18 protein-coding genes are annotated in these 26,321 nt (G+C 45.6%); 5 read left to right on the top strand and 13 right to left on the bottom strand.

Annotated features, from left to right (window positions below):
- Positions 1–93: 93 nt before the first annotated feature.
- The 4 genes from dbpA to ACJJIP_RS10080 all read right to left on the bottom strand — a co-directional run bounded on the left by dbpA (position 94) and on the right by ACJJIP_RS10080 (position 6,990).
- Positions 94–1,482, bottom strand: coding sequence for an ATP-dependent RNA helicase DbpA (gene dbpA, locus ACJJIP_RS10095; RefSeq protein ID WP_444901601.1), 1,389 nt, complete (start codon positions 1,480–1,482; stop codon positions 94–96).
- Positions 1,483–1,734: 252 nt separating this feature from the next.
- A complete protein-coding gene (locus ACJJIP_RS10090; RefSeq protein WP_444946826.1) occupies positions 1,735–4,875 on the bottom strand; it encodes an efflux RND transporter permease subunit in 3,141 nt (1,046 codons plus the stop codon).
- A complete protein-coding gene (locus ACJJIP_RS10085) occupies positions 4,869–6,404 on the bottom strand; it encodes an efflux RND transporter periplasmic adaptor subunit (RefSeq protein WP_444946825.1) in 1,536 nt (511 codons plus the stop codon). The genes ACJJIP_RS10090 and ACJJIP_RS10085 overlap by 7 nt, the downstream gene beginning before the upstream one ends.
- Positions 6,405–6,588: 184 nt before the next feature.
- Entirely contained in the window at positions 6,589–6,990 is a 402-nt protein-coding gene (locus ACJJIP_RS10080) for a hypothetical protein (RefSeq protein WP_020415432.1), read from the bottom strand.
- Between the two features lie 401 nt (positions 6,991–7,391).
- Here ACJJIP_RS10080 and ACJJIP_RS10075 point away from each other — a divergent pair, with 401 nt between their 5' ends.
- Positions 7,392–7,982: a hypothetical protein gene (locus tag ACJJIP_RS10075; protein ID WP_353375436.1), complete on the top strand. Its 591-nt coding sequence runs from the start codon at positions 7,392–7,394 to the stop codon at positions 7,980–7,982.
- 83 nt (positions 7,983–8,065) lie between these two features.
- Here ACJJIP_RS10075 and ACJJIP_RS10070 read toward each other — a convergent pair whose 3' ends face one another.
- The 6 genes from ACJJIP_RS10070 to ACJJIP_RS10045 all read right to left on the bottom strand — a co-directional run bounded on the left by ACJJIP_RS10070 (position 8,066) and on the right by ACJJIP_RS10045 (position 14,167).
- Positions 8,066–9,055 (bottom strand): alpha/beta hydrolase, encoded by a 990-nt coding sequence (locus tag ACJJIP_RS10070; RefSeq protein ID WP_444946824.1) that lies wholly within the window; start codon positions 9,053–9,055, stop codon positions 8,066–8,068.
- A 128-nt stretch (positions 9,056–9,183) separates the two neighbouring features.
- A complete protein-coding gene (locus ACJJIP_RS10065; RefSeq protein WP_020415435.1) occupies positions 9,184–9,750 on the bottom strand; it encodes a DUF1993 domain-containing protein in 567 nt (188 codons plus the stop codon).
- A gap of 89 nt (positions 9,751–9,839) precedes the next feature.
- Positions 9,840–11,006 carry an AMP-binding protein gene (locus ACJJIP_RS10060; protein WP_444946823.1) on the bottom strand — a complete coding sequence of 389 codons (1,167 nt, stop codon included), beginning with the start codon at positions 11,004–11,006 and terminating at the stop codon, positions 9,840–9,842.
- Between the two features lie 23 nt (positions 11,007–11,029).
- Positions 11,030–12,052, bottom strand: coding sequence for a methyltransferase (locus ACJJIP_RS10055; RefSeq protein WP_444946822.1), 1,023 nt, complete (start codon positions 12,050–12,052; stop codon positions 11,030–11,032).
- Between the two features lie 234 nt (positions 12,053–12,286).
- Positions 12,287–12,700 carry a GNAT family N-acetyltransferase gene (locus tag ACJJIP_RS10050; RefSeq protein ID WP_444946821.1) on the bottom strand — a complete coding sequence of 138 codons (414 nt, stop codon included), beginning with the start codon at positions 12,698–12,700 and terminating at the stop codon, positions 12,287–12,289.
- A 252-nt stretch (positions 12,701–12,952) separates the two neighbouring features.
- Positions 12,953–14,167: a CaiB/BaiF CoA transferase family protein gene (locus tag ACJJIP_RS10045; protein WP_444946820.1), complete on the bottom strand. Its 1,215-nt coding sequence runs from the start codon at positions 14,165–14,167 to the stop codon at positions 12,953–12,955.
- A gap of 723 nt (positions 14,168–14,890) precedes the next feature.
- On the opposite strand from ACJJIP_RS10045, the gene ACJJIP_RS10040 reads away from it, so the two are divergent.
- The 3 genes from ACJJIP_RS10040 (at position 14,891) to ACJJIP_RS10030 (ending at position 17,653) form a co-directional block, all read left to right on the top strand.
- Positions 14,891–15,721 (top strand): TauD/TfdA dioxygenase family protein, encoded by an 831-nt coding sequence (locus tag ACJJIP_RS10040; protein WP_444946819.1) that lies wholly within the window; start codon positions 14,891–14,893, stop codon positions 15,719–15,721.
- Between the two features lie 318 nt (positions 15,722–16,039).
- Complete coding sequence (pcp, locus tag ACJJIP_RS10035; protein WP_444946818.1) at positions 16,040–16,708, top strand: pyroglutamyl-peptidase I; 669 nt, start codon at positions 16,040–16,042, stop codon at positions 16,706–16,708.
- Between the two features lie 33 nt (positions 16,709–16,741).
- Complete coding sequence (locus ACJJIP_RS10030) at positions 16,742–17,653, top strand: SMP-30/gluconolactonase/LRE family protein (RefSeq protein WP_020415444.1); 912 nt, start codon at positions 16,742–16,744, stop codon at positions 17,651–17,653.
- 94 nt (positions 17,654–17,747) lie between these two features.
- Here ACJJIP_RS10030 and ACJJIP_RS10025 read toward each other — a convergent pair whose 3' ends face one another.
- The 3 genes from ACJJIP_RS10025 to ACJJIP_RS10015 form a co-directional block, all read right to left on the bottom strand.
- Positions 17,748–21,233 (bottom strand): fascin domain-containing protein, encoded by a 3,486-nt coding sequence (locus tag ACJJIP_RS10025; RefSeq protein ID WP_444946817.1) that lies wholly within the window; start codon positions 21,231–21,233, stop codon positions 17,748–17,750.
- Positions 21,234–21,931: 698 nt separating this feature from the next.
- Entirely contained in the window at positions 21,932–22,285 is a 354-nt protein-coding gene (ssb, locus tag ACJJIP_RS10020; RefSeq protein ID WP_444946816.1) for a single-stranded DNA-binding protein, read from the bottom strand.
- 679 nt (positions 22,286–22,964) lie between these two features.
- Positions 22,965–23,549, bottom strand: coding sequence for a DUF6940 family protein (locus ACJJIP_RS10015; RefSeq protein ID WP_444946815.1), 585 nt, complete (start codon positions 23,547–23,549; stop codon positions 22,965–22,967).
- Between the two features lie 710 nt (positions 23,550–24,259).
- Between ACJJIP_RS10015 and ACJJIP_RS10010 the strand changes: the two genes are divergently transcribed.
- Positions 24,260–24,880, top strand: coding sequence for a hypothetical protein (locus ACJJIP_RS10010; RefSeq protein ID WP_353375448.1), 621 nt, complete (start codon positions 24,260–24,262; stop codon positions 24,878–24,880).
- Positions 24,881–26,321: the final 1,441 nt, after the last annotated feature.

Raw genomic sequence — 26,321 nt, 5'->3', positions numbered from 1 at the left:
GCTACCATCGGTGTAGCAATGCGTTCTTCTACTTATGTTGACTAGTAACGTGCCGCCGGCCTATAAAAGCATCATTCAATTATATTAAATGAATTATCCTCGAATACGCCGTACCCGGAATTTACGCCCCTTCAGCTTTCCGTTTTCAATTTTCTTTAGTGCTTGTGCTGCCACATTGCGTTTAATCGCAATATAAGCCGTCTGATCCAGCACGTTTATCTTGCCAACATCTTTTCCATTTATCGGACGATCGCCGCCGGTCAGCGCACCCAGGATATCGCCGGGGCGAACTTTCTGTTTCTTGCCGCCATCGATCTGCAGGGTAGCCATCGGTGCCTGGAAAGGAGGTTCACTCAATATGCTGGCTGGTGGTGGTGTATCTGGGTCGGATAGTGGGTCCTGGGTTAGTTCCATACGAACCAGTTTGTGGCCTTCCTTCTCGGCAAAAAAGGAGTAAGCGCAACCGCGCTCACCGGCACGGCCGGTTCGTCCGATGCGGTGGGTGTGCACTTCCGGATCTTTGGCGATATGAAAGTTGATAACGGCATCCAGCTTGTCGATATCCAGGCCGCGTGCCGCCACATCGGTAGCTACTAGGATTGAGGCGCTGCCATTGGCGAAACGAATCAGCGTTTCGTTACGTTGGCGCTGTTCCATATCACCATGGAGGGCAAGGACATTAAAACCTGCCTGTTTCAGGTTATCGGCCACCTCATCGGTTTCACGTTTGGTATTACAGAAAACCAGAGTATTGATCGGCCGATCATTCAGTAGAATACGGCGGGTCATCTCCAGCCGATCGTCGAAACTCTCAGTTCGGTAAAAACGTTGCTCGATTACCTCATCACTGTGCGCAGAATCAACTTTAACCATCACTGGTTTTTGCATCACACGCGCGCTGAGCCGTTCGATTTCATCGGGATAGGTGGCGCTGAATAGTAACGACTGCCGTCCAGTAGGCACCTGCGCCAGAATAGTATCGATAACTTCCTGAAATCCCATATCGAGCATCCGGTCAGCCTCGTCAAAGACCAGCGTATCGACATTCTCAAGGGACAACGTTCCTTTGCGTAAGTGTTCTTCGATACGCCCGGGGGTGCCAACGATGATATGTGCACCATGTGCCAGGGAGCCGATTTGAGGGCCGAAGGGCATGCCGCCGCAGAGAGTGAGAATCTTAATGTTGTGAATTGCCCTCGCCAGTCGGCGCAGTTCATGGGCAACCTGGTCTGCCAGCTCACGTGTCGGACACAGAATCAGCGATTGAACCCGAAACCGGCCGACATTGAGCCGTTGCAACACCCCCAAACCGAAAGCCGCAGTTTTTCCGGAACCGGTTTTTGCCTGGGCGATAACATCTTTGCCATCCAGCATGATCGGGAGCGTCTTGGCCTGAACCTCGGTCATGGATTTGTAGTTGAGTGACGCCAGGTTTTTCAGCAGGGCGGGGTTTAGGGGGAGGTCGGAAAAAGGTGTGGTCAAGGTAAATCCTGGAGTCGTTAAATGTCAAATAGGCGCATTACACAAGCAGCCAGTAAAGTGAATTTCACTTTCTTAGCATTTGTTGTCGCTGCAATTTTACAGTCTGGGCAATATAAATTTTGTAAGGAATTTTAACAGTTAACCCTGGGGAAACCTATGAATCACCTTTTTCCAGTCTAAGGAACTCCCATCCAGATTACCTTCCTACGAGAGGAGTATTGGGGCACCGCATAAACCCGGTCCCCCAATTTACTAGCGTCGATTTTGCTTACCTTCGCGAGCCTTCCATTGGTAGAACACTCCGGGCATTACTAACAGCACAAATAGCAGTGTGGTTATGGTGCCGCCCACCATGGGCGCTGCAATCCGTTTCATAGCGTCTGCGCCGGTGCCATCGGAAATCATCACTGGTATCAATGAAATTAACAGTGTCAGGCTGGTCATTAGCATCGGGCGAATACGTCCGGCTGCTGCTTGGGCAACAGTCGCAGTATTGCCGCGCTCAGAGTTATTTCCGGCGGCAGATAAGTAGTGCAGCATTAATAACCCCATCTCAGCGGCGAGACCAGCCATGGCAATCATGCCGACCCATACAGCAACGCTCAGTTTGTAGTCGAGCAGGTACAGCAGCCAGAAGGCGCCGATCAGTGCCATTGGCATGGCAGTGAGCACAAACAGGGTGTCGGACAGCCGGCCGCGATGCAGGTATAAAAGGAAGCATACAGCCAACAAAGTCAGGGGTACCAACCATTGCAGGCGGGACTTGGCGCGCTCCAGGTATTGGTATTGGCCGGCCCAGGCGATACGTTGGCCTGGAACCAAGTTAACCTGGTCGGCGACAACCTGCTTTGCGCGATTGACATAATCTGCGACGCCGATATCGCTTTTCAGGTCGACAAAAACCAAGCCAACTAGTTGCCCATCCTCATTGCGAATCATGGGTGGGCCGGTTCGGAAATCCAAATCAGCCAGTTGGTTCAGGGGCACCTGGGAGCCATCAGAGGCGGGGACCAGGATTTGTTCCAGCTGTTCGGGAGTATCCCGATAGTCGCGGGCATAGCGCACCAGTACATCGTAACGTTCGCGGCCTTCAATGGTTTGGGTTGCGGCCAGGCCGCCCGCTGCTGCGGCAATCACATCCTCGATATCCTGCACATTTAGGCCGTGGCGGGACGCCCGCGCGCGATCAATATCAAAGTCCAGGAAGTATCCGCCGGTTAGGCGCTCGGCGAAAACACTACGGGATTGTTCCGCAGTGCGCTGGTCGCTGCGCAAAGCCTCTTCGATGGCCAAAGCAGTCTGCTCAATTTCCTCCAGGTTATCTCCAAAGACTTTAATCCCCAGCTGGCTGCGAATCCCTGTGGCGAGCATTTCAGTACGGGTTTGGATTGGCATCCACCAGATATTGGGCATGCCCGGATAGCGCAGCTTTTCATCCATTTCCGCCAGCAGCTGGTCCCAGGTCATACCGGGGCGCCATTCATTCTTGGGTTTTAGGGTAATCACTGTCTCCACCATGGATAGTGGTGCAGAGTCAGTAGCACTATTGGAGCGGCCAATTTTGCCAAAGACACGCTCGACTTCCGGAAAGGTTTTCAGTTCTTCATCCATTTGCTGCAAAACTTTTCCCGCTTCGGTAACGGACATTCCGGGTAGCGCGGTAGGCATATACAGGATACTGCCTTCATTGAGCGGTGGCATAAATTCACCGCTCAACTTGCTGATGGGGTAGGTCACGGAAACCAAAGCTAATACTGCGAGAGTGGCTACAACTTTGCGTTGCCGTATGCAGAAGTGAATCACTGGCTGCAGTGTATGAACTAAGGCGCGGGAAATTGGGTTTTCCCTGGTGCGAATTTTCCCGCGCATTAGCAGTACAGCGAGGGCTGGGATCAAGGTGATTGCCAATAGGGCGGCGAAAGCCATGCTGTAGGTTTTGGTGTAGGCGAGGGGTTTGAATAATCGGCCCTCAGTAGCTTCCAGCGCGAATACCGGCAGGAATGAAACCGTGATAATAATCAGGGAGAAGAAAATACTCGGTCCGACTTCCTGCATTGCCTGAACGATTAGCGTTCTTTTCTCGCCTGGAGACAATTCTTTATCGCCATTGATTGCCAGCTTTTTGTGGATGTTATCCACCATTACCACTGCCGCATCCACCATGGCACCGATGGCTACGGCAATGCCTCCCAGTGACATAATGTTGGCGGTAAGCCCTTGTAGGGACAGTGGAATAAAGGCCAGTAAAACTGCAATCGGCAGAGTGATTACAGCTACCAATGCGGAGCGGGCGTGGAGTAGGAAAATAGCGATCACAGCGGCGACCACTAGCATTTCTTCAATCAGGGTATTTTTGAGATTGTCGATCGCGCTATTAATTAATTGTGAGCGATCGTAAGTTACTACCAGCTCAACGCCTTCGGGTAAGCCCGCACGGATTTGCTCGATACGCTCTTTAACTCTCTCAATAACCTTTAGGGCATTTTCACCGTAGCGCATCACTACGATGCCACCTACGGTCTGGCCCTCGCCGTCCAGTTCGGCAATGCCGCGCTGCATTGCGGGCCCCAGGGTAATATCCGCTACTTGATCCAAGGTTACCGGAATCTTTGCCGCATTGACCCCGATCACTACCTCTTTGAGATCATCGATGCTGCGGATATAGCCGCGCCCTCGCACCATGTGCTCGTGGCCTGCGATCTCCAATACCCGCCCTCCGGTATCGTTGTTACTGCGGCGAATAGCTTCGACCACTTTGCCAAGTGGGACCTTGAACATCTGCAAGCGATGGGGGTCGATTTGGACCTGGTACTCCTTTTCGTAGCCGCCAATCGAGGCGACCTCGGCAACGCCCTCGACAGAAGTGAGCCAATAGCGCAATTTGAAATCCTGCAGCGCGCGCAGCTCTTGCAGGTCGTTGTTACCGCTTCGATCAACCAGTGCGTACTGGAACACCCAGCCGACTCCAGTGGCATCGGGGCCTAGAGTAGGCTGAACATCCTCTGGGAGTTGGTCGGCTACCTGGTTGAGGTACTCCAGAACCCGTGAACGGGCCCAGTAAATATCCGTGCCATCTTCAAAGATGGCATAGACAAAACTGAGACCGAAAAAGCTCTGGCCCCGCACATATTTGACCTTGGGCAGCCCTAGCATTGCGGTGGAAAGCGGGTAGGTGATTTGATCCTCCACCAGATCCGGGCTGCGACCTGGCCAGTCTGTCATCACAATCACCTGGGCGTCAGACAGGTCCGGAATAGCATCCAGGGGAACACTGGTTAGCGCCCGATATCCGGCCAGGGCGGCGATAGCAACAAGCATCAGAGTGATCCCGGGCTTACCGGCACAGGCCCCAATAATTCGGGCAATCAGCCCTTTGGGTTCGGAATTTACCATTGTTGTACCCCTGATTTGAGGCGGCTTTCTGCCGCGATCAGGAATACCCCAGAGGTGACAATTTTATCCCCAGCCTGGAGGCCAGAACGAATCACAATTCGTTCGCTGTCACCGTAACCAGTGCGTACCTGTACGGGCTCCAGACGGCCCTGGCCCAGGTCCCGAAAGACGATACGCTTCTTACCGGAAATCAGCACTGAATCTCTGGGCACAACCAGAAGATTTCCCAGCTCGGCACTCAACATGATGTCCGCAAACAGCCCTGGCCGAAGTTCACCGTCGGTATTGGGCAGGGTCACACGTAACCGTGCACTGCGGTTGCTGTGATTCAGGAAAGGGTCAATTTGAGTGAGAGTGGCTGGGATTTCTTCATGGTAGACGTTGGTTAGACGCACCTTGGCCGGCATCCCTTTTTCTATCAGCGGCAGCTGATCTTCGTAGGCGTGGGCTTCGATCCAAACCTGGCTGAGGTCGGCAATACGAAGGAGGTTGTCCCCCTTTTTGAATGCAGAACCCGCAACAATGTTCCTCTCAATAATGACACCACCGGCAGGTGCGAAGATCGGGATATAGTCCTGAGCTTTTTGCTGTTCAACCAGCCAGTCGATTTGCTCTTCTGATAGTCCCCACAGAAGCAGGCGCCTTCGCGCCGCTTTCTCCAAGGCATCGCCACGGCGGCGCGCTTTCAGATATTCATCCTGGACGGCGAGTAGCTCCGGGCTGTAAACAGAGAACAGTACTTCGCCACGCTCAACCTGCTTGCCTTCAAAATCCGCATCCAACTCACCAATCCAGCCGTCGAAGCGCAGGCTGATATCCCGCAAACGGGTTTCGTCATAGGTCACCTGGCCGTGCAGGTGGATGGGCAGGGTGAAAGGCTGTCGTTCGACGATGCCGGTTTTGATGCCAATAGCTTGGCGCCGACCGCTATCTACCACGATGCTGCCACTTTCGAGTTCATCGTGGCTAACTGGCTGCAGGTCCATACCGCAGATGGGGCAGGTACCGGGCTCTGCAGCGCGCACAGAAGGATGCATGGCACATGTGTAGTAAGCAGTATCGGAGGCTTCCGGTGCTGACTTTAAGCGCAAGCCTTTGCGATTGGTGCTCATGTCAAAGGCCAGGTCTACATGGCGATCGTGGCCAGTTGCCACATCAACCACCATGGGCCAAGAGCCTACCATGGCTAGCTCTATCTCCCCTGAGAATACTCCGGCGCTGGTTTCATAGACTTCGGCTTGAGCACGCATTGCCGGCATGGCTCCCATGGCAGGCATCTCAGCCACTGCGCGGACTTCAGCGCCTGTAACTGGCCGGTTTTCCATATCTCTCACTTCAATACGAATCTGGTTCTTGCCAGCGCGAGGCTGAAGTGGGTCCACGGATACCGCAATCCGGAAAGGGCCAGCAGGAATAAACTCCACACTGTCGGATACAACCAATCCGGCTGTTTTCTTCCAATAGAAAGCGGTACCGACCGCCAGAAATACAGCGAAAGCAACTAAGCCCAGCATTTTTGAGCGGCTCATAACACACCTCCAGAAAAGGAAGTGATGAGTATTTGGGCGCCAAAGGCACCGACCATTTCTTTGCTACTGGGGGTAGCAATGGCTTGTTGGGAAATCAAAGGGTTCACTCCTGGAACAATCTTTCTGAAGCCCGTCAGCAACAATGAGGCTGCGGGATATTTCGCACATCAGAGAGAGGGAGTGATCAGATACGCAAGCGCAGAGTTTCAAGCCAGGTACGATTACCTGGAGAGGCATGAGAAGAAAGGGGTTCGAAGTCAGGTGATTCCGCTGGCGGAGCCAAAATCTGGGGCCACCGATAGGATGGCGGAGGTGCTAACTGGGGTAACTCAAGGTGCAGGAAGGCGGCAGTGAGAGCGACTTCATGGTCATCTAATGAGGTCTTGAGGGAGACCTGGGCATCATACTCGCAGCAATCTTCATCTGATTGAGAGCCTTTGGCCAAGTGGTCACAACAGCATTCTGCTGCCGGCTCCGGGCTATCCATCATTTCGCAAGCGAGCACGGTCTGCACCTGGAACATCAGCAGGAGCAGGGCCGCCATTGCAACTAGCTTGGCGCGGAATGTGGATGGGTAGCTCTTCATTACCTATAAATCATACAACAAGGACAGTCTGTTCGACAAAGGCGAAATAATCGAGCCCATTTTGTAACTCTAGGGCCTATGACACTAAGTAAAGGAAACGGTAGTGCGCATCCCGTTAGGGTAAATGGTTCTGCCGAGGGCTCAAGGAGCTGTAATGACTCTCGTCAATTTTGTAGAGGTCCCTCTTAGACTGCTTTCGATTGGGCTGTAAAAAGCCCAAGGAGCCGATATCGACTGGTTAAAGCCAATCTCAAAACGATATGAAGGAAAAAGGATTTGCAGTGGCGAAAAATTAGGTACTCTTCAAACGCCGGTCAGGGCTTCTAGCTTCCCGCATTGAGACACTTGGGTTTTTCATTCTTGATTATACTTACCTATGATTGATAACTCGCTTATTGATCATGTGGCAAGGCCTTGATTTTGTGGTAGTAACAATGGCTGGAAGATGGATCTTAACTTGTCTTGTCGCATTTCTCTTTTCACTGCCCGCCCTATCTGAAGACTTTGTGACCGAACCACAAAACTACAGTCCAATCGCGAAAATGACTGATCTTTGGTTGAGGGGTGAAATATCCAGAAGGCAGATCAGGGAATTGGCCCTACGAGGGCGATATGTAAACAACTCCGAAGCCAACAATGCCTATGTATCCTTTTATCTTGATAATATGCAGATAGTGGCTCGCGGAACTTCTGTGTCTGGGCGCTCTGCGCAAATCAATATTCAAGTTAATGAATCCAAATTTGACCTGGATTATGATCTTGTATCAATGCACTTACTCATAAACGGACATGGTAGTGGCCTATCCAACGAACAAAAGTTCCTCTTGATCGTTATGAGTTACCGGCTGGCGGCGGAAGGGTGGAGCAAATCTTTGGGAGTAGATCAGATGGAAAAAAGCCTTATCTACCGCACACTGAATTATCTTTCCAAAATGCCGACAGACTACAAAATGTGGGGTATGGCTAAGGAGATCCAATATCCATTGCATTAAAGTACAATTCTTATGCTCCCAATAAAAATTTCAATGGGGCAATTGTTGATTCAATGACTTTAGAAAGTATGTTGGCCCTAAAGTTAATATGCGCTATTTGTATTGAGCCACTTGATAACTGCATTATGCTCGTTCTGTCCTATTGTAGTCATACTCAAGTGATTCCTATTGTGAACTTGGATTAACTCGAGATTTTTTTTATTTAGGCCCTTATAGTTGCTGTAAGGAGAAATACGATCTGAATCTGAGGATATTAGAAGCACAGGGACCTTTGAGGACTTTATAAGAGGTAATATGTTTGTTTGATTCAGGTCAATATTCGATTTTTTCAGAGCTAAGGTAGCACTTTTACGAATGTCTTTCTCTGGGATAATTCTGCTAAGCAATGGGTGACTAACCCTCGCGTAATTATATAAGGCTTGATCAAATTGGAGCATGGGCGCTAATAAAATAGCCCCACTGATATCTACTCTCATATTAGAGATGTATGCAGCTGTTAATGCACCCATTGAACTCCCGACAATATATATATCTTCATCCTTGATTACTCCTTCTTCGATCAGTTTATCGATAAGGGAGTTAATATACTTACTATCATCAACCCCATATTTTTTGTTACCACTTGAGTCACCATGGCCGAGAAGATCTGGGACAACAACCTGGAATCCAAGAAAGCGAAAATATAGTGCTGAATTCAGCATGAACTCTTTGGAAGCACGAAACCCATGTAATAAAAATACAGTGCCAGAAAATGTCTTTTCTAAAGAATCCCTATTTAAATTAAGGTTTACAATACTTTCATTGCCATCTGCCTCAAACTTGACAGCGTATTGAAGTTTTTGTTTGTTTAAAGGTGGTCCATAATAATAGCTGATGCAAACATCTTTTTTTGCTGGGCAATACCTCTCCTTATTGAAACCTAAGTCTTCAATTTTCTCTGTGGTGATTATTTCAGTAAAAGGAAAGCTCTCTGAGCTTTCTATAAGGCTGGCAATTCTCTGAGAGCAGGCAATAAGGGCCGGGCATAATATGATGGCGGCGAATAGTATATTTAAATTAATTCTAAATTTCATTGCTATACTATTTTATATTTCCTATTGGCGATTTGGATGTTTAATTTTGGTCTGTAAGTTAAGCAATTCTTTTGTGAAAAAGTGTGAGGTATACAGGAGTTTCTGATAAATGCTTGAATAGTTGTATATTAATCGTGTTCAGGATGGTAGATCCTAAGATAAGTAAATGCATGCTGGACATAGTCCGCTTTTCCAAGATCAATCTTCTGCGCCCTTAAAATGGCATATGCTGTATTAAGATGAAAATAGAATTGGGGAAGGGCCCAATCTCTTGCATATTGCTCGCCTGTCATATCGAAAGTCATTCCATTTGGAAGCTCTAATTCGATCATTTGATCAGTACACATATCAAGCGCACCGGGTTCAAGACTGCGCAGAACTGTTAGTGCTTCGTTGATTCGTGTGCAAGCTTCTGAAATAGAACCTGGTTGAGCCCCTGCATTCTGACCTTCGCGTGCTAAGTGGTCTAAATGGTCGGGAAAAAGCTCTCTTCTCAAGCGAAATTGGGCCTCTTGAGCTTGCAGGCACGCAAAGCGTATTTGGGATGAAAGAGGGTACATATCCGGTGTGAGTCTGGCAGACAGCAACTCTTGAGCCTCTTTTTCAGGGAGCTGCTTACAGGCCTTATCTAACCAGCTCGATAAAGCCTGTAACATTTGTATATATGTGGGAATAAGGAGGCTTGATAGTGACATGGTCATTTTCCTTTTACATTAAGGGTAGCTCCTTATCAATTAAACACAGCACTCACCCCCCCTACATTGAGCACTAAAACCAGAGAGGTCTATTTATTGCTATCACTTATATGAACGATGGGAGGCACTTTGTTAGTCCTATTGACTCTCCTCAGCCTTTCAACTTGCTTTACGATAAAGGCTCCAGGGTATTGCTGTGCAACCGATGCCAGGTTGTGAATCCTTTTCAACACTCGATTACGAATCACTTCGGGATCGGCGCTGCCGGTAAATATCAATGTAAGCTCGCTTGCAGATTTACGTGTTTCCCTATTTTGGGTGAGAACCAGCTGGGCCTCCTCCACGTCATTCTCCCTTGTAGCGATATCAAGTATTTGCCCAACACTTAATAGTGCACTACATAGGCTCACATCATCATCTGCACGCCCCTCAACCAGTAACGCTCTTGGGCGGCCACACCGACAAGTGGTTTGCTGTATTAAATCTCCTAAGCGATAGCGTATTAATGGCACCGTCCAGTCGTTACCTATCCGGGTGAGTAATGCACCATGCTCGCTCGGCTCAATGAGCTGTCCTTCAAGCAAATGATACTTTTCCAAGTCACATTTTGGCGTGTTTATTGCAATACTATTGGTTTCCACGGAGCCGTAATCACACCAGAAGCCAGCGTTTGGAAACACGCTTTGTACAGTATCGTATTTGGCTTTCGTCCAGGGTTCAGCCATCCAAATGATCGTATGGATAGGGAGATTACCGCCTGAGTTTTTTAGCCCCTGGGCGAAGTCGGCGAGGCCTGTAGGTGCGCCAGCTAGTGTATTTACGCCAACATCTTGTAATACTTCTAACCAGGCTGTGAGTTCCGATGGGATAAATGGGCCCGTGGGTGCGCTTACTGACTGGCTTTTCTCGGCAAGGGTCTGGATAAAATAGTGGGCTCCCCACAAGCGGCCGGGATTGAAGAGGTTTAGTACTACGCTGTCTGGCCCAAGAGGTCTCCATTCCCTTAGGAGTCTCGCAGTAGCTTGGTGATAGGGAGTGTAAGTAAGTTTGGGCTTTCCGGTCGTACCTCCACTAGACATCAAGATTGCGCCGGCTGTAATTGCATTCGCTTTTGATACCTGGAGAATTTCTTCGGGGCCGCTGATGTGAAGGTCTTCAATTTTTGAGGCGGAATCAGGCACAGTCAAAGCGCCAAGCCGGGAAAGTTTTTGAGCCTGTGATAAGACTTCTTGCCAGTCTAAATGCCCAATGGACATTAGAATCTCTCCCATTGTTTAAGTTACGGCTTTATAGCTGAGACTACGGCAAAATACCCAAGTGCTTTATGACATTGAGGGTTCTCAAATCCTGCTTGCTTAAGTAACTGGAATAGTTCCTCTAAAGAGAAGAGTTGCGCTCCATGATTCATGAAAAGATGAAAACTAAATAAAACTGGAGTAAGTTTGGTTATATTAAAGAGCATGTCATGAATAAGGACACTACCGCCTTTTGGCAAGGCCGCGTAAGCCTTACTCAATAATTCTATGCAGGTGTCAGGTTTCCAATCGTGCAGCACGTTGCTAAAACAGACCCCATCGCAACCAGTTGGCCAATCTTGCTTGAAGAAATCTCCCTCTACTATGCTTATCTGCTTCTTCTTAGCAAACTTATCTACATATTCTTTGGCTGTCATACAGACAGGAGCAAGATCAAAAAGAAGAGCATTGCGTTCCGGATATGCATCACAAAATGCCAATGCGATAGTGCCTGACCCAGCACCAGCATCGAGCAAGGTTTGAATATTGCTAAAGGCACCATTCTGAACCGCTGAAACAGCTGAGGCAAAACCTTGTGCGTGCATCAGATGGGTGAAAGCCGCCGCTGAATCACCATCCATTTCATCATGTCGCCACATATCTGTTACGGAGCGACCCCTGCATTCAAGCTCGTATTCATGTTTCAGGCTGGTGAGTATCTTTTTATTAAGATGGTTTACATTATAAATATTAAACGGGTCCAGGAGAACTTCCCCCCAATAGTACTGGCTATTCCTATCCAGATACTGCTTGGCGAGTTCCGTATTTTTTAATTGATTGCATGTAACATTGATATACCCTAAGTGTTGAAGCAGCAAGATAAACAGGTAGATTCCTTTACGGCTTAATTGCAGTTTGTTGCTCAGCTTTTCGCAGGTATCAAAGCCACCGTCAATAAGCCCAGTTATATCAAGCTGAGCTGAGACCATCAGGCAGGCAAAGGTGTAATTACCCATTAAGAGGTCCCACATTGGGGCATCTGATGTTGTAGGCGCTTTTATTTGCATCAGGCTATCCTTTTTGTCAGTAGGTGCCCAAATTCACAAGATAAATTAGCCTAAACAGCTGAAACTTTCAGTGAAGTTATCTCAATTAGATGTCTCCAGCTGAAGATAGGGATCATTTGATTAATTTTCCGTCAATGACAGTCAATAGGGCGACCGCTCCTTGATACTTATCCTTGTGTTCAAGTTTGAGTGAATCTGGGATAGCACTATGCCAGCCCTCTTTATTTGCTCAGACTACAGCTCCTTGACCATAAAGTACTTACATCCTTCTTTAGGGTATCCCTCTTGAACCCACTTAACTTCATAGCCCTGATTTTTATAGAATGGCATGGCTTGGAAGTTCAAAGTATCTAGTAAGCATTTTTTACAACCACGTTGTTTACCGGATATCTCAATTTTGCTCAATAGTTGGCTACCAATATTTTGCCCCCTTAGCTCTTCAGATACCGACAAAGTGTCTAGTAATAGCCAATCACCGAATGACCTTGCGGCTGCTCCGGCTATCACTTCACCAGAGGCATTTCTAATCTGAACAGCAAGGGGAAGCCTTTCTTTAACTTCCCAGTTTCTCCAGTTGAATTCATCAAGTTTTTTATCCAGAAAGTCGATTAATTCTTGTGCTGGGTTTTCAAGTACTTCTATATCCATTGTGATTGCCTTTCGGGCCAGAGTATAAGTTGAAAAAATTTTAGTTAATCTTTTCCGTATTTAATAAAGTTTGCTCTAAAAAATCAATCTTGATTTTGACTGCACCTGAAAGGAATACTGCCTGAAATAGCCAACCATTTAAAATAATTTTTACATGAACTGTGCTTAAGGTAATCAAGGATATGCGGAACAGGTCTCCTAATTGCAAAAGTGGTCAAGTTGATATAGATTCGATGTTGTTGTGAATTTACTTTATTGGCAAAAGATAACTCCAGCTTTTTGGAGATTGTTGATTTCTTTCTCTGTTATTCCAGCTTCAATTAAAATGTCTCGTGTATTCTCACCATAAAGAGGTGCTGTCTGGAATTCCACCGAGGGCGTACCCGGTATAGAAAAAGGCGCACAGAGGAACTCAATACTTTTGCGATCTGTACTACGGGAGTAGGGAACAGAGAGAATTTTATCGTTGTTGCGGACGTAGGGGTTGTCCAGGGCTTGTGCAATATCATAAACGGGTGCGCAGGGAACCTTACCTTCCATCTGGGCAGCCCAGTTAGCATTTGTTTTCTTCTGGAAATGATTGTCAAGCGATGCCGTTAGCTCCTCCCGGTGCTTCATTCTACTCTCGTTGGTTAGAAAACGTGCATCGTGCTTAAGAGAATCATCCCCCAGTTCTTGGCACAGAATCTCCCAGAACTTCTGTGTTAAACAAGCTACATAGAACCAGCCATCGGCGGTTTTTACCAATTGGCACGGTGCTTGTGATGCGTGTGCGGAGCGAGGCTGCTTTCCTGGAACTATCCCCTCATTGAGAAACCATAGGCCTTGATAGCACAAGCAGTTCAGTGCAACATCGAACAAGTTAGTATCAAAGTCGCCACCTTTTCCTGTAATTTCGGTACGCAGCAGTCCTGAGACTGTACACAGGGCGGCATACACGCTGCCTAATAAATCAACAACAGATACACCAACTTTGGTAGGTATTGATCCCGGCTCGCCGGTTACAGACATCCAGCCTGTTTCAGCCTGCATAAGGAAGTCATAGCCAGGCCAACTTTTCCTTTCATTGTCCCGGCCATACCCTGAAAGATGTGTACAAACGATTCTCGGGTTGACGACTTTTAACTTCCTATAAATAACTCCTAATTCTTCCGGCAGGGAACCGCGGAAGTTATCGATTACTGCATCTGATTTCTCAACAAGATTGAGAAAGACCTTTTTCCCCTCTGCCGACCTGATATCCAGGGCCAGGCTCTTCTTATTGTGCAAAGTAGACTCGCCAGATTCATTATCTTCCTGACTCTCATCAAGGAATAATGTGCCCATTCTTCTTAAGGGGTTCCCGCTTTGTTTGGGATCCTCAATATTAATTACTTCGGCGCCCAGCATGGCTAACAGAGTGCCATGGAAGGAACCTGCTCCCCAGGTTTCGAAGGAGAGAATGCGCTTATTTTTTAGCGGCAACATGATGGAAATTTGAACTCTCAGGCAGTAAATGGCGCACTTTTGCGGGTTTTCGCAAAAGTAACTTGTATCGTTAGATTACTTATAGACCACAGTGTTTATAGATAGGCACGGACGACCCTATAATTGCAACCTTGTGTCCAACCATCATTATCAATCTGTGGGTAAAACCCCAAGCAATAACAATAGGATACTCGATAGAATTTGTTTGAATAAAATAGTTTACCTGCTGGAATTGGGCAGCTTTTTCCAATCCTATGCCAGTATCTATATGCATCCTGGAGAAATGAATCTTTAAGTCTTTGCTCACTTCATCTCAGTAACTTTAAACTTTGTTAATTTATGTAAATATCTTTATTCTTTGGCTTTTATTTTAGTAGTTATTATTTAATTTTTAATATAGGAAGCTCGCACTGCTCGAAATAGCAATGCTAAATCATAGGTTAACTCTGTAAGTTTGAATGTTTATACCCAAAATGACCACGTATTTAGATGAAAATGACATTGAGTTCTTGGTAGTCATAGGTCAAATATGTACATAGGATGGCGTTAATATCAACCTTAAAGAGTTAGCAAATATAAGAAACTATTTGAAGCAGGCTAATGATTGAATCTGTAGATGAATTGATATTATTTTAAGGAACGCCTGAAGTTCATTATATCGGGTTGATCATCTTGCTGAATAATTTATTATGCGGGGGACATCTAAAAAAAGCGATTCCTATCATGAACATCTCCCAGTATTCAAAAGGCTGTGGTGCACTCGTGGAAGGCGTACAGCTGGCCAATTTATCCGATGCCGAGCTTGGTGATCTACGCCGGGCCTTCGCCGACCATGGTGTGTTGTTTTTTCGTAACCAGTCCCTTTCCCCCGATGATCATCTAACCTTCGCCCACCGCTGGGGTGAAATTGTTATTAATAAGTTTTTCACACACACACAGGAATACCCTGGCATTGCTGAAGTACGTAAGGAAAAAGATCAGGAGACTAATATTGGCGGCGGTTGGCACACAGACCACTCTTATGATCAAAAACCCGCCTTAGGTTCCATCCTTGTAGCCAGGGAGCTACCCAAAACCGGCGGCGATACTCACTTCGCTAATCTGCAAAAAGCTTATGAAAGTTTGTCCGACGGTCTTAAGAAGACGCTGGAAACACTAAGAGCCGTGCATTCTAATGTGCATGTTTATGGTGAAGACGGTTACTACCAGTCGACAGACCTTGCTTCGCAACTTGGCGGCGTTGATGATGTGGGCGAGGCAATACATCCGGTAGTGATACAACACCCTGATACTGGGCGCAAGATTCTCTACGTCAATCCAGGGTTCACCCTTTGCTTTCAGGGGTGGACCCCGGAGGAGAGCAGGCCACTCCTTAACTACCTGTTCGCCCATGTGCTTACCAATGGATTTACCTGTCGGTTTAATTGGGAGCCTGGGTCGGTTGCATTCTGGGATAACCGCTCTACCTGGCATTCCGCGGAAAATGATTATCCAGGCCAGTTCCGCCTGATGCACCGTATCACACTTGCTGGTGGCGCATTACAGGGGGTGTGATATGAGGGTGGGTGTTAAATACACCCACCCTCAGCGAGGGCGCGTGTCGCCAGGCATTGGACGACATGCCCAGGTATAAGCCTACAGATAGGGCTTTAGTTAATGGAGCCCCAGTTCACGTCTATCTGAAAACGCTTCTGCTGTCTTTCTACAGATCTATGGTTCAAAACAGCATCTTAATTGGCATATTGTGCCAATCAAACACATCAGCAAGGCCGTTCTTTTAAGCCTGCGGCCTTAATAGTTTCTATTCTTGAGAAATAGAATCAGACAACACATTTCTGAAGGCCAATTTCAAACTACTCAAAGAGTATTGTCATGAAAAAGGTTTTAGTGACCGGCTTTGAACCATTCGGGCATACGCCAATAAATCCTGCAGAGTCGGTAATGCGTGTTTTGGATGGTACCCGTATTGGGAATTCAGATGTATTTGGAATCTTGGTTCCTAGTAGCTTCTTTGAGTGTATTGACGTAGTAACTAGCGCTATAGATGAGCTCCGTCCACAAATAGTGATCATGATGGGTGAATATGGTGGGCGATCGATGGTTACTGTAGAGCGAATTGCTCAAAATTTTAACGATTCTACTCGATATAACCTGAAGGACAATCGTGGCGTAGAGATGCAGGGCGCACCTACGGTTGCCAATGGACCGGTAGCCTATCGTAGTAATCTTCCTCTTAGAGCTATGGTTAGGGCAATGCGTGAAGCTGGAGTGCCTACAGATATTTCGGATAATGCCGCCACTTTTTGCTGTAATCACTTGATGTATGGCGTTTTGCACTTTATTGCCAGCAATCAGCTGGATATACGCGCAGGGTGGATTCACCTTCCGCAATTACCTCAAGTAGCAGCTTTGCCCGAAAACCTTGGTACACCCAGCATGTCCAGAGAGACCTCAGCACTTGGTGTCCATACTGGAATAGAGGCCGCATTGCTACATACTGAGGATATTGATGTTCCTATTCCATCCAAATTTCAAGTCTAAGATTTACTGAAACTATTAAGAAGGGTTCTGACAATGGAGATTGAATGCCTTTGGGAGTGTAACGATGGATTGGGAGAAACACCCATCTGGCATGCAGAAGATACTTCTATCTACTGGGCGGATCATGTCGGCCCTTCGGTTGATTTGGCTGGGCCTCGGCGGCCATCGATTCGGCGGCTAAACATCTCTACTGGTGAAAGAAAGACCTGGGAAATGCCGGAGCAGGTAGGGTCCTTTGGTTTCCGTAAGGGAAGAGGGTTAGTTGGTGCTGCCAATACTGGGTTTTGCACCATTGACCTCGAAACAGGAGAGTTTGAGACAGTTGTTGATCCGGAACCGAATCTACCCCAAAACCGGTTAAATGATGGAAAAATTGACCGAAGAGGGCGTTTTTGGTGCGGTAGTATGGATACGCAATTGAAAGGTAAAGTCTCTCATTTATATTGTCTTGAGCCTGATTTTAGCGTGCGCAAGGTTGCTAAGGACTTTTCCTTTGTATGTTCCAATGGGATTGCCTTCGATCCGGAGGACACTCGTATGTACTTCGGCGATACCATTGGTGGTATGGTCTATGTATTTGACTTGGATATGGATGAGGGCCATATCAGTAATCGAAGGCCATTCTTTTCAGTTGAAGATCGCAAGCCCGCGATTGTAGATGGCGCAACAGTCGATGCTGAAGGGTACTATTGGTTTGCTTTGAATCTTGGCGGTAAGATTTTAAGGATTGACCCTAAGGGCCGCCTTGACCGTGAGATTGACCTACCGATCCGGAGTCCCACCTGTGTCACATTCGGTGGCGACAATTATGAAACGCTCTACGTTACTTCACAGCAATCATTTGTAACTCCTGAGGAGCTGGCCCGCCACCCGCAGCCAGGTAGTATTTTTGCTATTCATGGCCTTGGTGTTCAGGGGCTCCCGGAGCCAAAATTTGGAGCTTGAAAAGCCCACCGAATAATTTTCTAGATGCATAATCCCCCAAGATTAGGGCACCCAAACCCAGTAAGAATGGGTGTGGGTGCCCGCTTGGTGCTTGTTAGTTACCGTTTAGGTCGTAAACAACAAATTTCTCCCAGGAACCTAATGCTTTGCGATTCGCATTAGCCCGGCCATCTGATTCCGCAACGATATAGTTACCATGTTCCGGGTTGTATAAGGAAATTACGTCACCATTTTGTAAACAGCCCGAATTGTCTGAGTGATTGATCAACTTAAATGTTTCCCAGCTGTACCGAGCGGTTCTATCGACATCTAAAGCACCACTTTGTTGGGCACTGTAATAATAACCATCGGTGCTTTGCAGCCACACTTCATCCCCGTCAATCAGGCAACCCTGTTGCAGGCTATTTCCTGTAAGGACAATAGTCTCATGGCTGCCAATTACTGAGGCATTGGCGTTGGCTGTTTTTCCATTACCTCCATTACCTGCCGCGCCAAGATACTTCCCATGGGCTCCTTTAAGTGCCACTTTTAAGGATTTAACTGGGGGCTTTCCGACAGCCATATAACCTACAACTGCCTTTATAGTTTCCTCTTTATTACTGTTTGCCTCCTGTACCATCAGGCTCATTTCAAATGTGCCAGTTTTCTTATTTCTGACACGTGTGCTTAGTGTTTCATCCCTGTCACTACCTTGTACTTGGCTGATCAGTAAGTAATCCTGTAAGTCGACCCCGACAGTTTCAAAGTCCGGGGAGCCACTCAAATTATCTTCCAGTGCAACAGCGCCAATATGAAGCTTCAATCCATTGGCAATTGAGTAACTACCAGCCTCCATCACCACATAATGCACCACTTCCGATGTATGGATACCATCGTTCCAGGCAAACTCCGCAACACGCACATCGAAGCTGGTTGAAGTGATATTGCGGATCTCAGTTGTTATCGGGTCAGTGCCGGCAATACCAATGACTGAAGCAAACACCACAGGGTTTTCATAACTGAAGTCCAACTCTATAGTGGTCCATTCGTGATTTATTCCGTGAGCCTTATCAGCCTCACCACCAACAAAGCGCCGGTTAGTAAAACGCACTACATCGACCTTTTCACCTTCATGGATCAATTCCATATCTTGTGACTGGTCTTCGACGTTAATCAGATAGCATTCACCGTTATCGGCCTCTGCCATACGTAATATTGTTGGATCAAAACCGTTAAAGCTTACGTTTTGATGTAAAAGCACATCGTTTGAACTCTCGCAGTTACCATGACCCGTATTAGTTTCTGTGTCTGTTACATTATTGACCTGGAATCCACTCACCGAAGCCATTTCGATAGTAGATGTGTTATTAGCACTGGCCAGTTCCCACATTTCTCTATCAGTCAAATCATCTACGTTTGCTTCCCAGCCAAAACTTAAGGTCTTTCCATCGACCTCTAAAGTTGTCTCCCATACATGGCGGGTCTCTGCCCAGCTCCAGTACCATTTGCTTTTGATCTTGGCTTGCGAAACAGTGAAAATGAAACTACTAAAGCTTTCGTGAGTCTGGGTATTACCAACAACTGTTGCCCAGACTTGTTCATCAGCACTACAGCTGTAAATTTCTACAACCTCCTCATTACGAATAAAGGTTTTGGTATCCAGGCAGTGACGATAAACAGCCACATAACCATCACCCTCACGTGCAAACAGCCAGTTCTGGAAACTGGTTGTTTCATCGAATTGCTCCGTTGGCCAATGCAAATTTACTGGTGCAGTTAGAAAGTCATCTACAGGTAAAAAGTCCGTTGCTCTGTTAACACCATCCATAAAGCGCAGCTCCATCGCAGGTTTATACAAAACCAGGGCTACATTCTCATTTTGCTTTATATAGGGTAAGTGCGTGTTCATTTGCTCCTGGCCACCAGCCTTCCAGCCTCCGTATTCCGCACCTGACCGAGTATAAACCGGTATGGTACCGGTTGTTGCTATCCAGGGCAGCTGCTGCCAACCTGCATTCCCCGCATGGAAATCCTGGTATGAGGATAATTGCACATTGCCATGGCGATACAGATCCATGGTTTTTTCTGAAATAACTGAGCTTGTGGTGAAAGGTGCACTGGTTTCAGTAAGAAGAACACCTGACATATCGACTACGTCATCTGCCAGGTTAGACTCCACAATCAAATCTTCCAAAAAGAAGTTCAGACCGGCAAGTGGATTCAGGTAATATTCCAGCATCTCATCAATGAGTTCTGGATGAGCATAGGCGCCGGCAGATTGAGAGAAAATCAACTTATCTTGGAGGTCCAACCCAGCCCATACGGTATCAACTTCAGAGATAGGATGGCCTGAAGAATAGCTTATGTTAATCTCACCATTCAGTTTTTCAAGGCGATTATAGGCAACACTGCTTACATCAAGTGTAGTCATGGCAAAAATATCCATATGGGTACTACCCGTAAAATCTTGTGGACCTTTGCCAGTAATCAAAGCGGTATATCGTGCGAACTTATTATTCAAGAAATTAAGATCTTGGTGAACACCCTCATAGGTCCTTGAATCGACGGCTATAGCAGCACCAAGGTCGTTGGTGACCATAGCGATATCATTAAGAAAAATAAGGGCAACCTGTCCAGCCAGGGTTTTAATCTCTGTATCCTGGGCATAGTCGTATAAATTTAGCAATGCTGTCAGGGAAAATGGGCTATAGACATTTGAAGTGGACTCATATACTCCAAACTGCTTTTTAACCTCCAAATAACGTACGAGACGCTCCCTTAGTTTTTCGGGCCCACCACCTATATCCCAACCTTCCATTTCAGATAGTAACCAGCTGGAAGATAGCCACATAAGTACGTGGTTTTCAGAAGTGTAAACTCGCTTTCCTTCAGTATCTTCATCTTGCCAATAAGGTAGTTTGATAATTTCACTCAGGATAATGTCATCGTACTCATCACTTTCCGCCAGTACTCTAATATATTCTATCAGACGCATATCAGGGTTTTTGTAAGCATGCTTTCCTGGTGTAAAAAGATCCGTCAGCCCCCGAGCCAGAGCCTCTTTATCCAGTGGTAAATCAAAATAAGCCCTGAGTACAAAATGATCGTTATTAGGTTCGGCTTTGGCTGAATCAAGAACGCGTTTGATATAAGCCATCTGCCGATCACGGAAGGCATTTAAATATGCAGGATGTGAGGAAGTATCATAGTCTGTAAGGCTCCACTGCCGCGCGCCGTCCTCGGAATTTTGACCTCCCGTGGTGAACCAGTCCGATATATCGAGATCCAGGCCGAAGTAATTTAATGCCGTGACTGTACCATCAGCAACGCCGTAGAAGAAATTAAGTGAACCTTCAACCACGGTCGTTAGTCCATCGTATATCCATTCACCGGTATCTACAAAGAAACCAATTACTGCCGTTACACCATCCTCTACAGTTGTAACTATATCCTCAATAACCTCTTCAACTCTCACTTCAACAGTGTCCCAAGTTTCAACAACCCAGGTTGTAAATTTGTCCCACAATCCTGCATGGGCGTATGCTGGTAAGATTAGAACAAACATAAGTGCGATACATACACCTATTTTTTTGAGCTTCATGATCAAGTCCTATATTATTTTTTTTGACCAAATAGAAATAACTCTTTGGAGGAAGAACATATTTTGTTAAAAATTAATCATATAATTTAGGGGGTCCCATAAGTTTCATGTGATGCCGCATATTAAATTATTGTTGACTAAAAGAAATAATGGATGCTGGCTGTTCGAACTTCAAAATTCGTTCAGCAATGTAAGACCTTGTTGTTGATCGGGTCAAACAGAGATGGCGTATAGTGAGAAACTGATCTCACGAAGCTCTTAAAAGTTGTTTCTACAGTCTCATGAAATATAGTGTTAACTATTTCGTAATATTTGTGGACTTCTGTGTTGAGAAAATGACTTTGAGGGGTTCGTGCAAATGGTGTATCTAAATAAACCTAATTAGTAGAGGCATGACTGTCGCAACTAAGATGTGGGGTGCCAAGGGGCTAGTACCTAAATTGGTCTTACTCAAGTACAGTAGATGTACTCAGTAGTATAAGCATTCGAAGTAACCACTGCCCATAAGTTTTTCTCATATTCCGGTTTTGGCGCTTTAATGAAGGGGCGAAATTTATAGTGACTTATAATAAAACCTGGATGTGTAGTAGAGTAGGGTGGTCATTTTATTGAAACTCCTTTTCATACTGATGCCGGAATTACTCAAGGGAATGATATCTGCATGCTCTATCAAGAAGGTTATAAGGGGTTAAATTTAACTAACAGTTCTCAATTTTCCAATCATCAATAATTTGCACATCCTTAATTACAATTTCCGCAGTAGTACGATCGTTGCCTTGCTGATCTTTTCTCATTCGATGCTGCAGCTTTCCTTCTACATCAATCAGCGAGCCTTTGCGCCCATAATTAAGCAGATATTCAGCCTTGTTTCCATACGCAATACAGCGATGTGTTTCTGTCTTTTCTTGTGCTTTTCCGGATTGGCGGTCAGACCAAGTTTCACTGGTAGTGACATTGAATGCTATTGCAGTTTTTCTTGAGGCAATACTCTCAAAGTCAATTGTTACCCTGCCCATTAAGAATACTCTATTTTTTGAGCGGCGATGTGCCATAATTTAAGTCCGTGCCAGAATTTTAATTAATAGCTTGAGGTGCAAGTAGTAGGAGGTGTATAGCTATTCTGGTGTCGGGTTGTCACTTTTATTAGGCTTTTGTTGCCTGCTGGATTTGCGGTCTTCATTGGAGTTCTTTTCAACGGGGAAGTTTTTATTTTTTGAGGGGATATTATTTTTCTCTATATTTTTTTGGGGTATATTTTTGTGGTATGACTTTATTATTATCATTTCTGCTCCTGGTAAGAGAGTATGTTGAGTTTTGTGAATAAATAGTGGCTTGTTTATTTTCCGGCCTTGTCTGCTGTTGCTTCCTGTTTTTGTTCAAATTAATGTTGTTTTCTCAAGGGGATAGCGCAAAAGATAGTTATTTTACATTTACGATTGATGCTGATTGCTGGATCACAGCTTCTTGCATATCTGACGTTATTTTCTTTACGTTGGCAGATTAGAGAATTGAGCAAACTGAGTATTTGCTCTATGCAAAGAATGTATGTAACAGAGACGCAGAAGTTTACTGCAGCGATGAAACCGGCATTCGCAGTAATTGCTAACTAAGTGTCGCTATACGCCAAAAGGGAAAGCGCGAATTATGAAGTTAAATGCTAAGTATACTCAATCTAATACTGTTCAACCTGTGGCGTTTCAAGGATATGCGTCAGGTTAAGGCTAAACTACTCTATTTATTGGGTGGCTTTCTGAACTCTGTATAATGATAATATTTTGGCCTACTATCGAAACGAATGTGTAACCATGCAACACCTCCGCCCGCTGTGCTTAACCAAACAGGATTATTCGAAGCTAGCTTTAGACCTAAGCCACCAACTGTACTCCAAAGTTCATGCTGCTGCCTACTGGGTGCTGTATTGGTAAAGGAGGCTAAGTGACAATAATTTACAGCGGTTTCTTGATTTGAAGGCACTACAATAGTGGCATCTTTGCCAAGATTTTGAAACCAAACAACGGACTTTGAAGTATCACGAATATATGCCTCGAAAGGCCTTGAGTTGGGCATTTGATCTAAAGATGGCGCATCTAAAACGACAAACTCAAATATTCCTTGCAGTGATTTCTTGGTAAATCCTGGTGTCTCCCACCTATACGCCTGATATGGAATCACCTGAAGCGAAGAGATTAAAAAGTTTCTAAATTTAGCATTATCCCGAAGGGACTTCAGCACCTCATAAAATGTAACAGCCTCTCGATTATTATTAATAGTAAAGTGATACCCATTACTTACCTTAGATTTACTTAGATTCCACATATTACTTACCACTGACCCTACTCACAAAAAGTAAACAAAAATTTACTTGCATTTTACATTGTTCCAGTAATTACCTTTCTTAATCATGAAAAGCCGAATGACCTAACTTGACAGCAGGTGTGGTCTCTTAGCGACACTATACACTGCGATCCAAATGTAAAATCAAATCAGGTTTCACACTTCTTTTGTGTATGGCCATACTGAACTATTTATCCGCAAGGTCAATAAGATGGTTTAAAACTAATATATTTACAATTACTTTTTCTTTTGCACGAATTTAGCTTTATATCTGTTTTTGTTTTTTATGGTAACTGTCGTATAAGTTTGAGACAAATTTTCTCAACAGCGTGGCAGCAGTGTGAATTCTGCTTGAGGGCTATCTCACACGTGTTAGTAAGAGCTAAATGTCCTAGAGCGTCATCAACAGAATAGATAGAGTAAATTATAGGCAATGAGGAGGTTTTTAGTATCAAAGGTTTTTGATATGTGACTTCCATCAAAGCAAAAAGTTACAATCGCATTGACTTTTTTTTTCATGGCGGTACGATCGCCTCATTGCAATGGATTTGAATAAAAATGGATTGCAATTGAATAATAACGGTACTTACAAAATGGAGTACCACAAGGATTGTCTTACAAGGTTGTGTGTGATAGCAGTTTTGGGCTGCTATTAGTTGACTACTGCTTTGTATCTTAGGAGTTTTCGCCTTATGGCAAGAGGCTATTTGAGAAGTTACCCGTTCGCAGTTAGGTTAAGCCCGTCTGCACTCAGTAATTTAGCGATTGTACAGTTGAATTACGCATATACGGGTGTGATGGAAATCACAACTGGAATCATTGATTTATGTGGCGCAGCCGGGACTAACCCGCACTACAACACGAGAACACCTATAAAGCATGATATTTTTCCTCAATTTGTCGGCACTCATAATGTCGCTCCAATTGTACATGGAGGAAGAGGTAGCGGTAATACGAGCCATCAACAGTTAGCTCGTGTCATTATGGCTCAAAACAATCGCTTAGCATCGTCGGAAGATGATTTTTGTGGTTTCACTATTAGGTTCAACGGCAAGCCAAATGCGGATTTTTCTGGAACATCTCGATCCTTGAATATGGGCATCGGATTTTCCAATGGAGAGCTCGAACTCTGCTTGAGAAATGCCATTATGCAAAAAGTTGCTTCTGTAATCCGTTTATACGGATGGACCAATTTGACTTACGCTCCACCTCGAGCTGACCCTAATGCGGCCAATGCTGCACGAGGCCGCGGGATTCATGCCGCTGGACTGCTTGCCAGTATTCAGCAACTCAACCGCACGCCAGCTATTTAACTTGCTCCATTTTGGAAAAAGAGTACGGTTTATATACTGATCACTTAGTTAGTGATAATGCAGATGTAGAAATTTTCTGACAAAACCCTGTTATTGGTAGAGGGTGGTTGGAACGCCGAACAAGGAATGTTTGGCGATATACCGTCTGTAGATAGCAGGAGCTTGTATTAGTGGCTAATAGCTGGAAAGGTGTGAATTCGATACTATCGCCTAAAGCTAAACTAATTACTACTGATTGGCTTGACGCCTTCTGCCGAATAAATCACATTACTTGACCTTGAACTGACAGAACACCTTCTGAAAACTACCAAATGTCAGATCAACTTTGGGTTACGACAACTTAGACTGTCATTTAAAATGGAAGCTTGCCGGTAGAGTAGGGCGGCGGTATTACTACCGCACTTCCTTTACTCGTTTAGTTCGTCCACTCTCGTGCCGCTCACGCATATCTGAATCAATTTATTTAGACAACCCGAAATTAACCTGAGAGTAAATGTCAATATAGCTCTATGTCAGGGGTATAGTTTTCGGAAGAGGGTTAGCGCTTAGCTCAAAAAATAGGCCGTATCCCCGAATTATAGGTAATGGATTCTCCAAACAGATAGGGTTCGGATAGAAGTTATCTGTGAAGGTGATGAAGTTATAGGGGACCTGAGGGGGAGCCTGTAAGCTGAATTTTCCTGCGTATAGGTAAAGATTCTCTGGGTACGAGTCATAGACTGTGTGTTGAGTCAAACCTGTGTGAGGAGGGAGCACTCGACGATCTGAACACAAACGATGTATTCGAATGTTGTCTTGTCGTTCATTTCGTGCCACATCGGCGATTATTTTCCGAGGTGACCTTGGAATTCAGTCTAGGCGTTACCCTTGTCACTAGAGTCAGCGCAGGGCATGCAAGTAGCCGGATAGTAAACTTCAGCCCCCAAATCACAAAATTGCCAATTCCGGTGAGATTTTTGAATCCAAGATGAGAGGGGTAGCTGACTGGATCAAATCGGCTGCTGGAGCAATCCAGACGCAGGTACCTGGTATATCAGTATCCGCGGTTACTCTGACTACTCTGGCGTTTCTCTGAGTGCTAGTACTGAGTAAGTGGGCTAACTCCTACTCGACAGGTTCCTGTGGGGTGGGTAGATAGCCGTTCTACTCAAATAATGTCAGTCAGCTTAACTGACTGGCATTTTCATTTAACACGTTGATCTCCGCAGAATCCTTTTCTAGTGATATCGCCAGCATTATCACCAATTCTGTGATGATCATTTCCACTGCTCAATTAAAGCTCGTTTTGTCAGAGTGAATAACCTTCAAGTTCCAGCCTTTTCTTTAAAGTTGATAAATTTTCGAAAAAGATTTTGCAGCTTTTCTGTGCACAGTGATTGGAAAGCCCTTAGTTAGCTCTATATCGGTGCAAAGACAGATAAATAAGCTTGTTTAGGTGGAG

The sequence above is a fragment of the Microbulbifer variabilis genome (assembly GCF_052467165.1).
The sequence above is the reverse complement of the archived record's forward strand: the minus strand, read 5'-3'. Positions and strand labels throughout refer to the sequence as shown.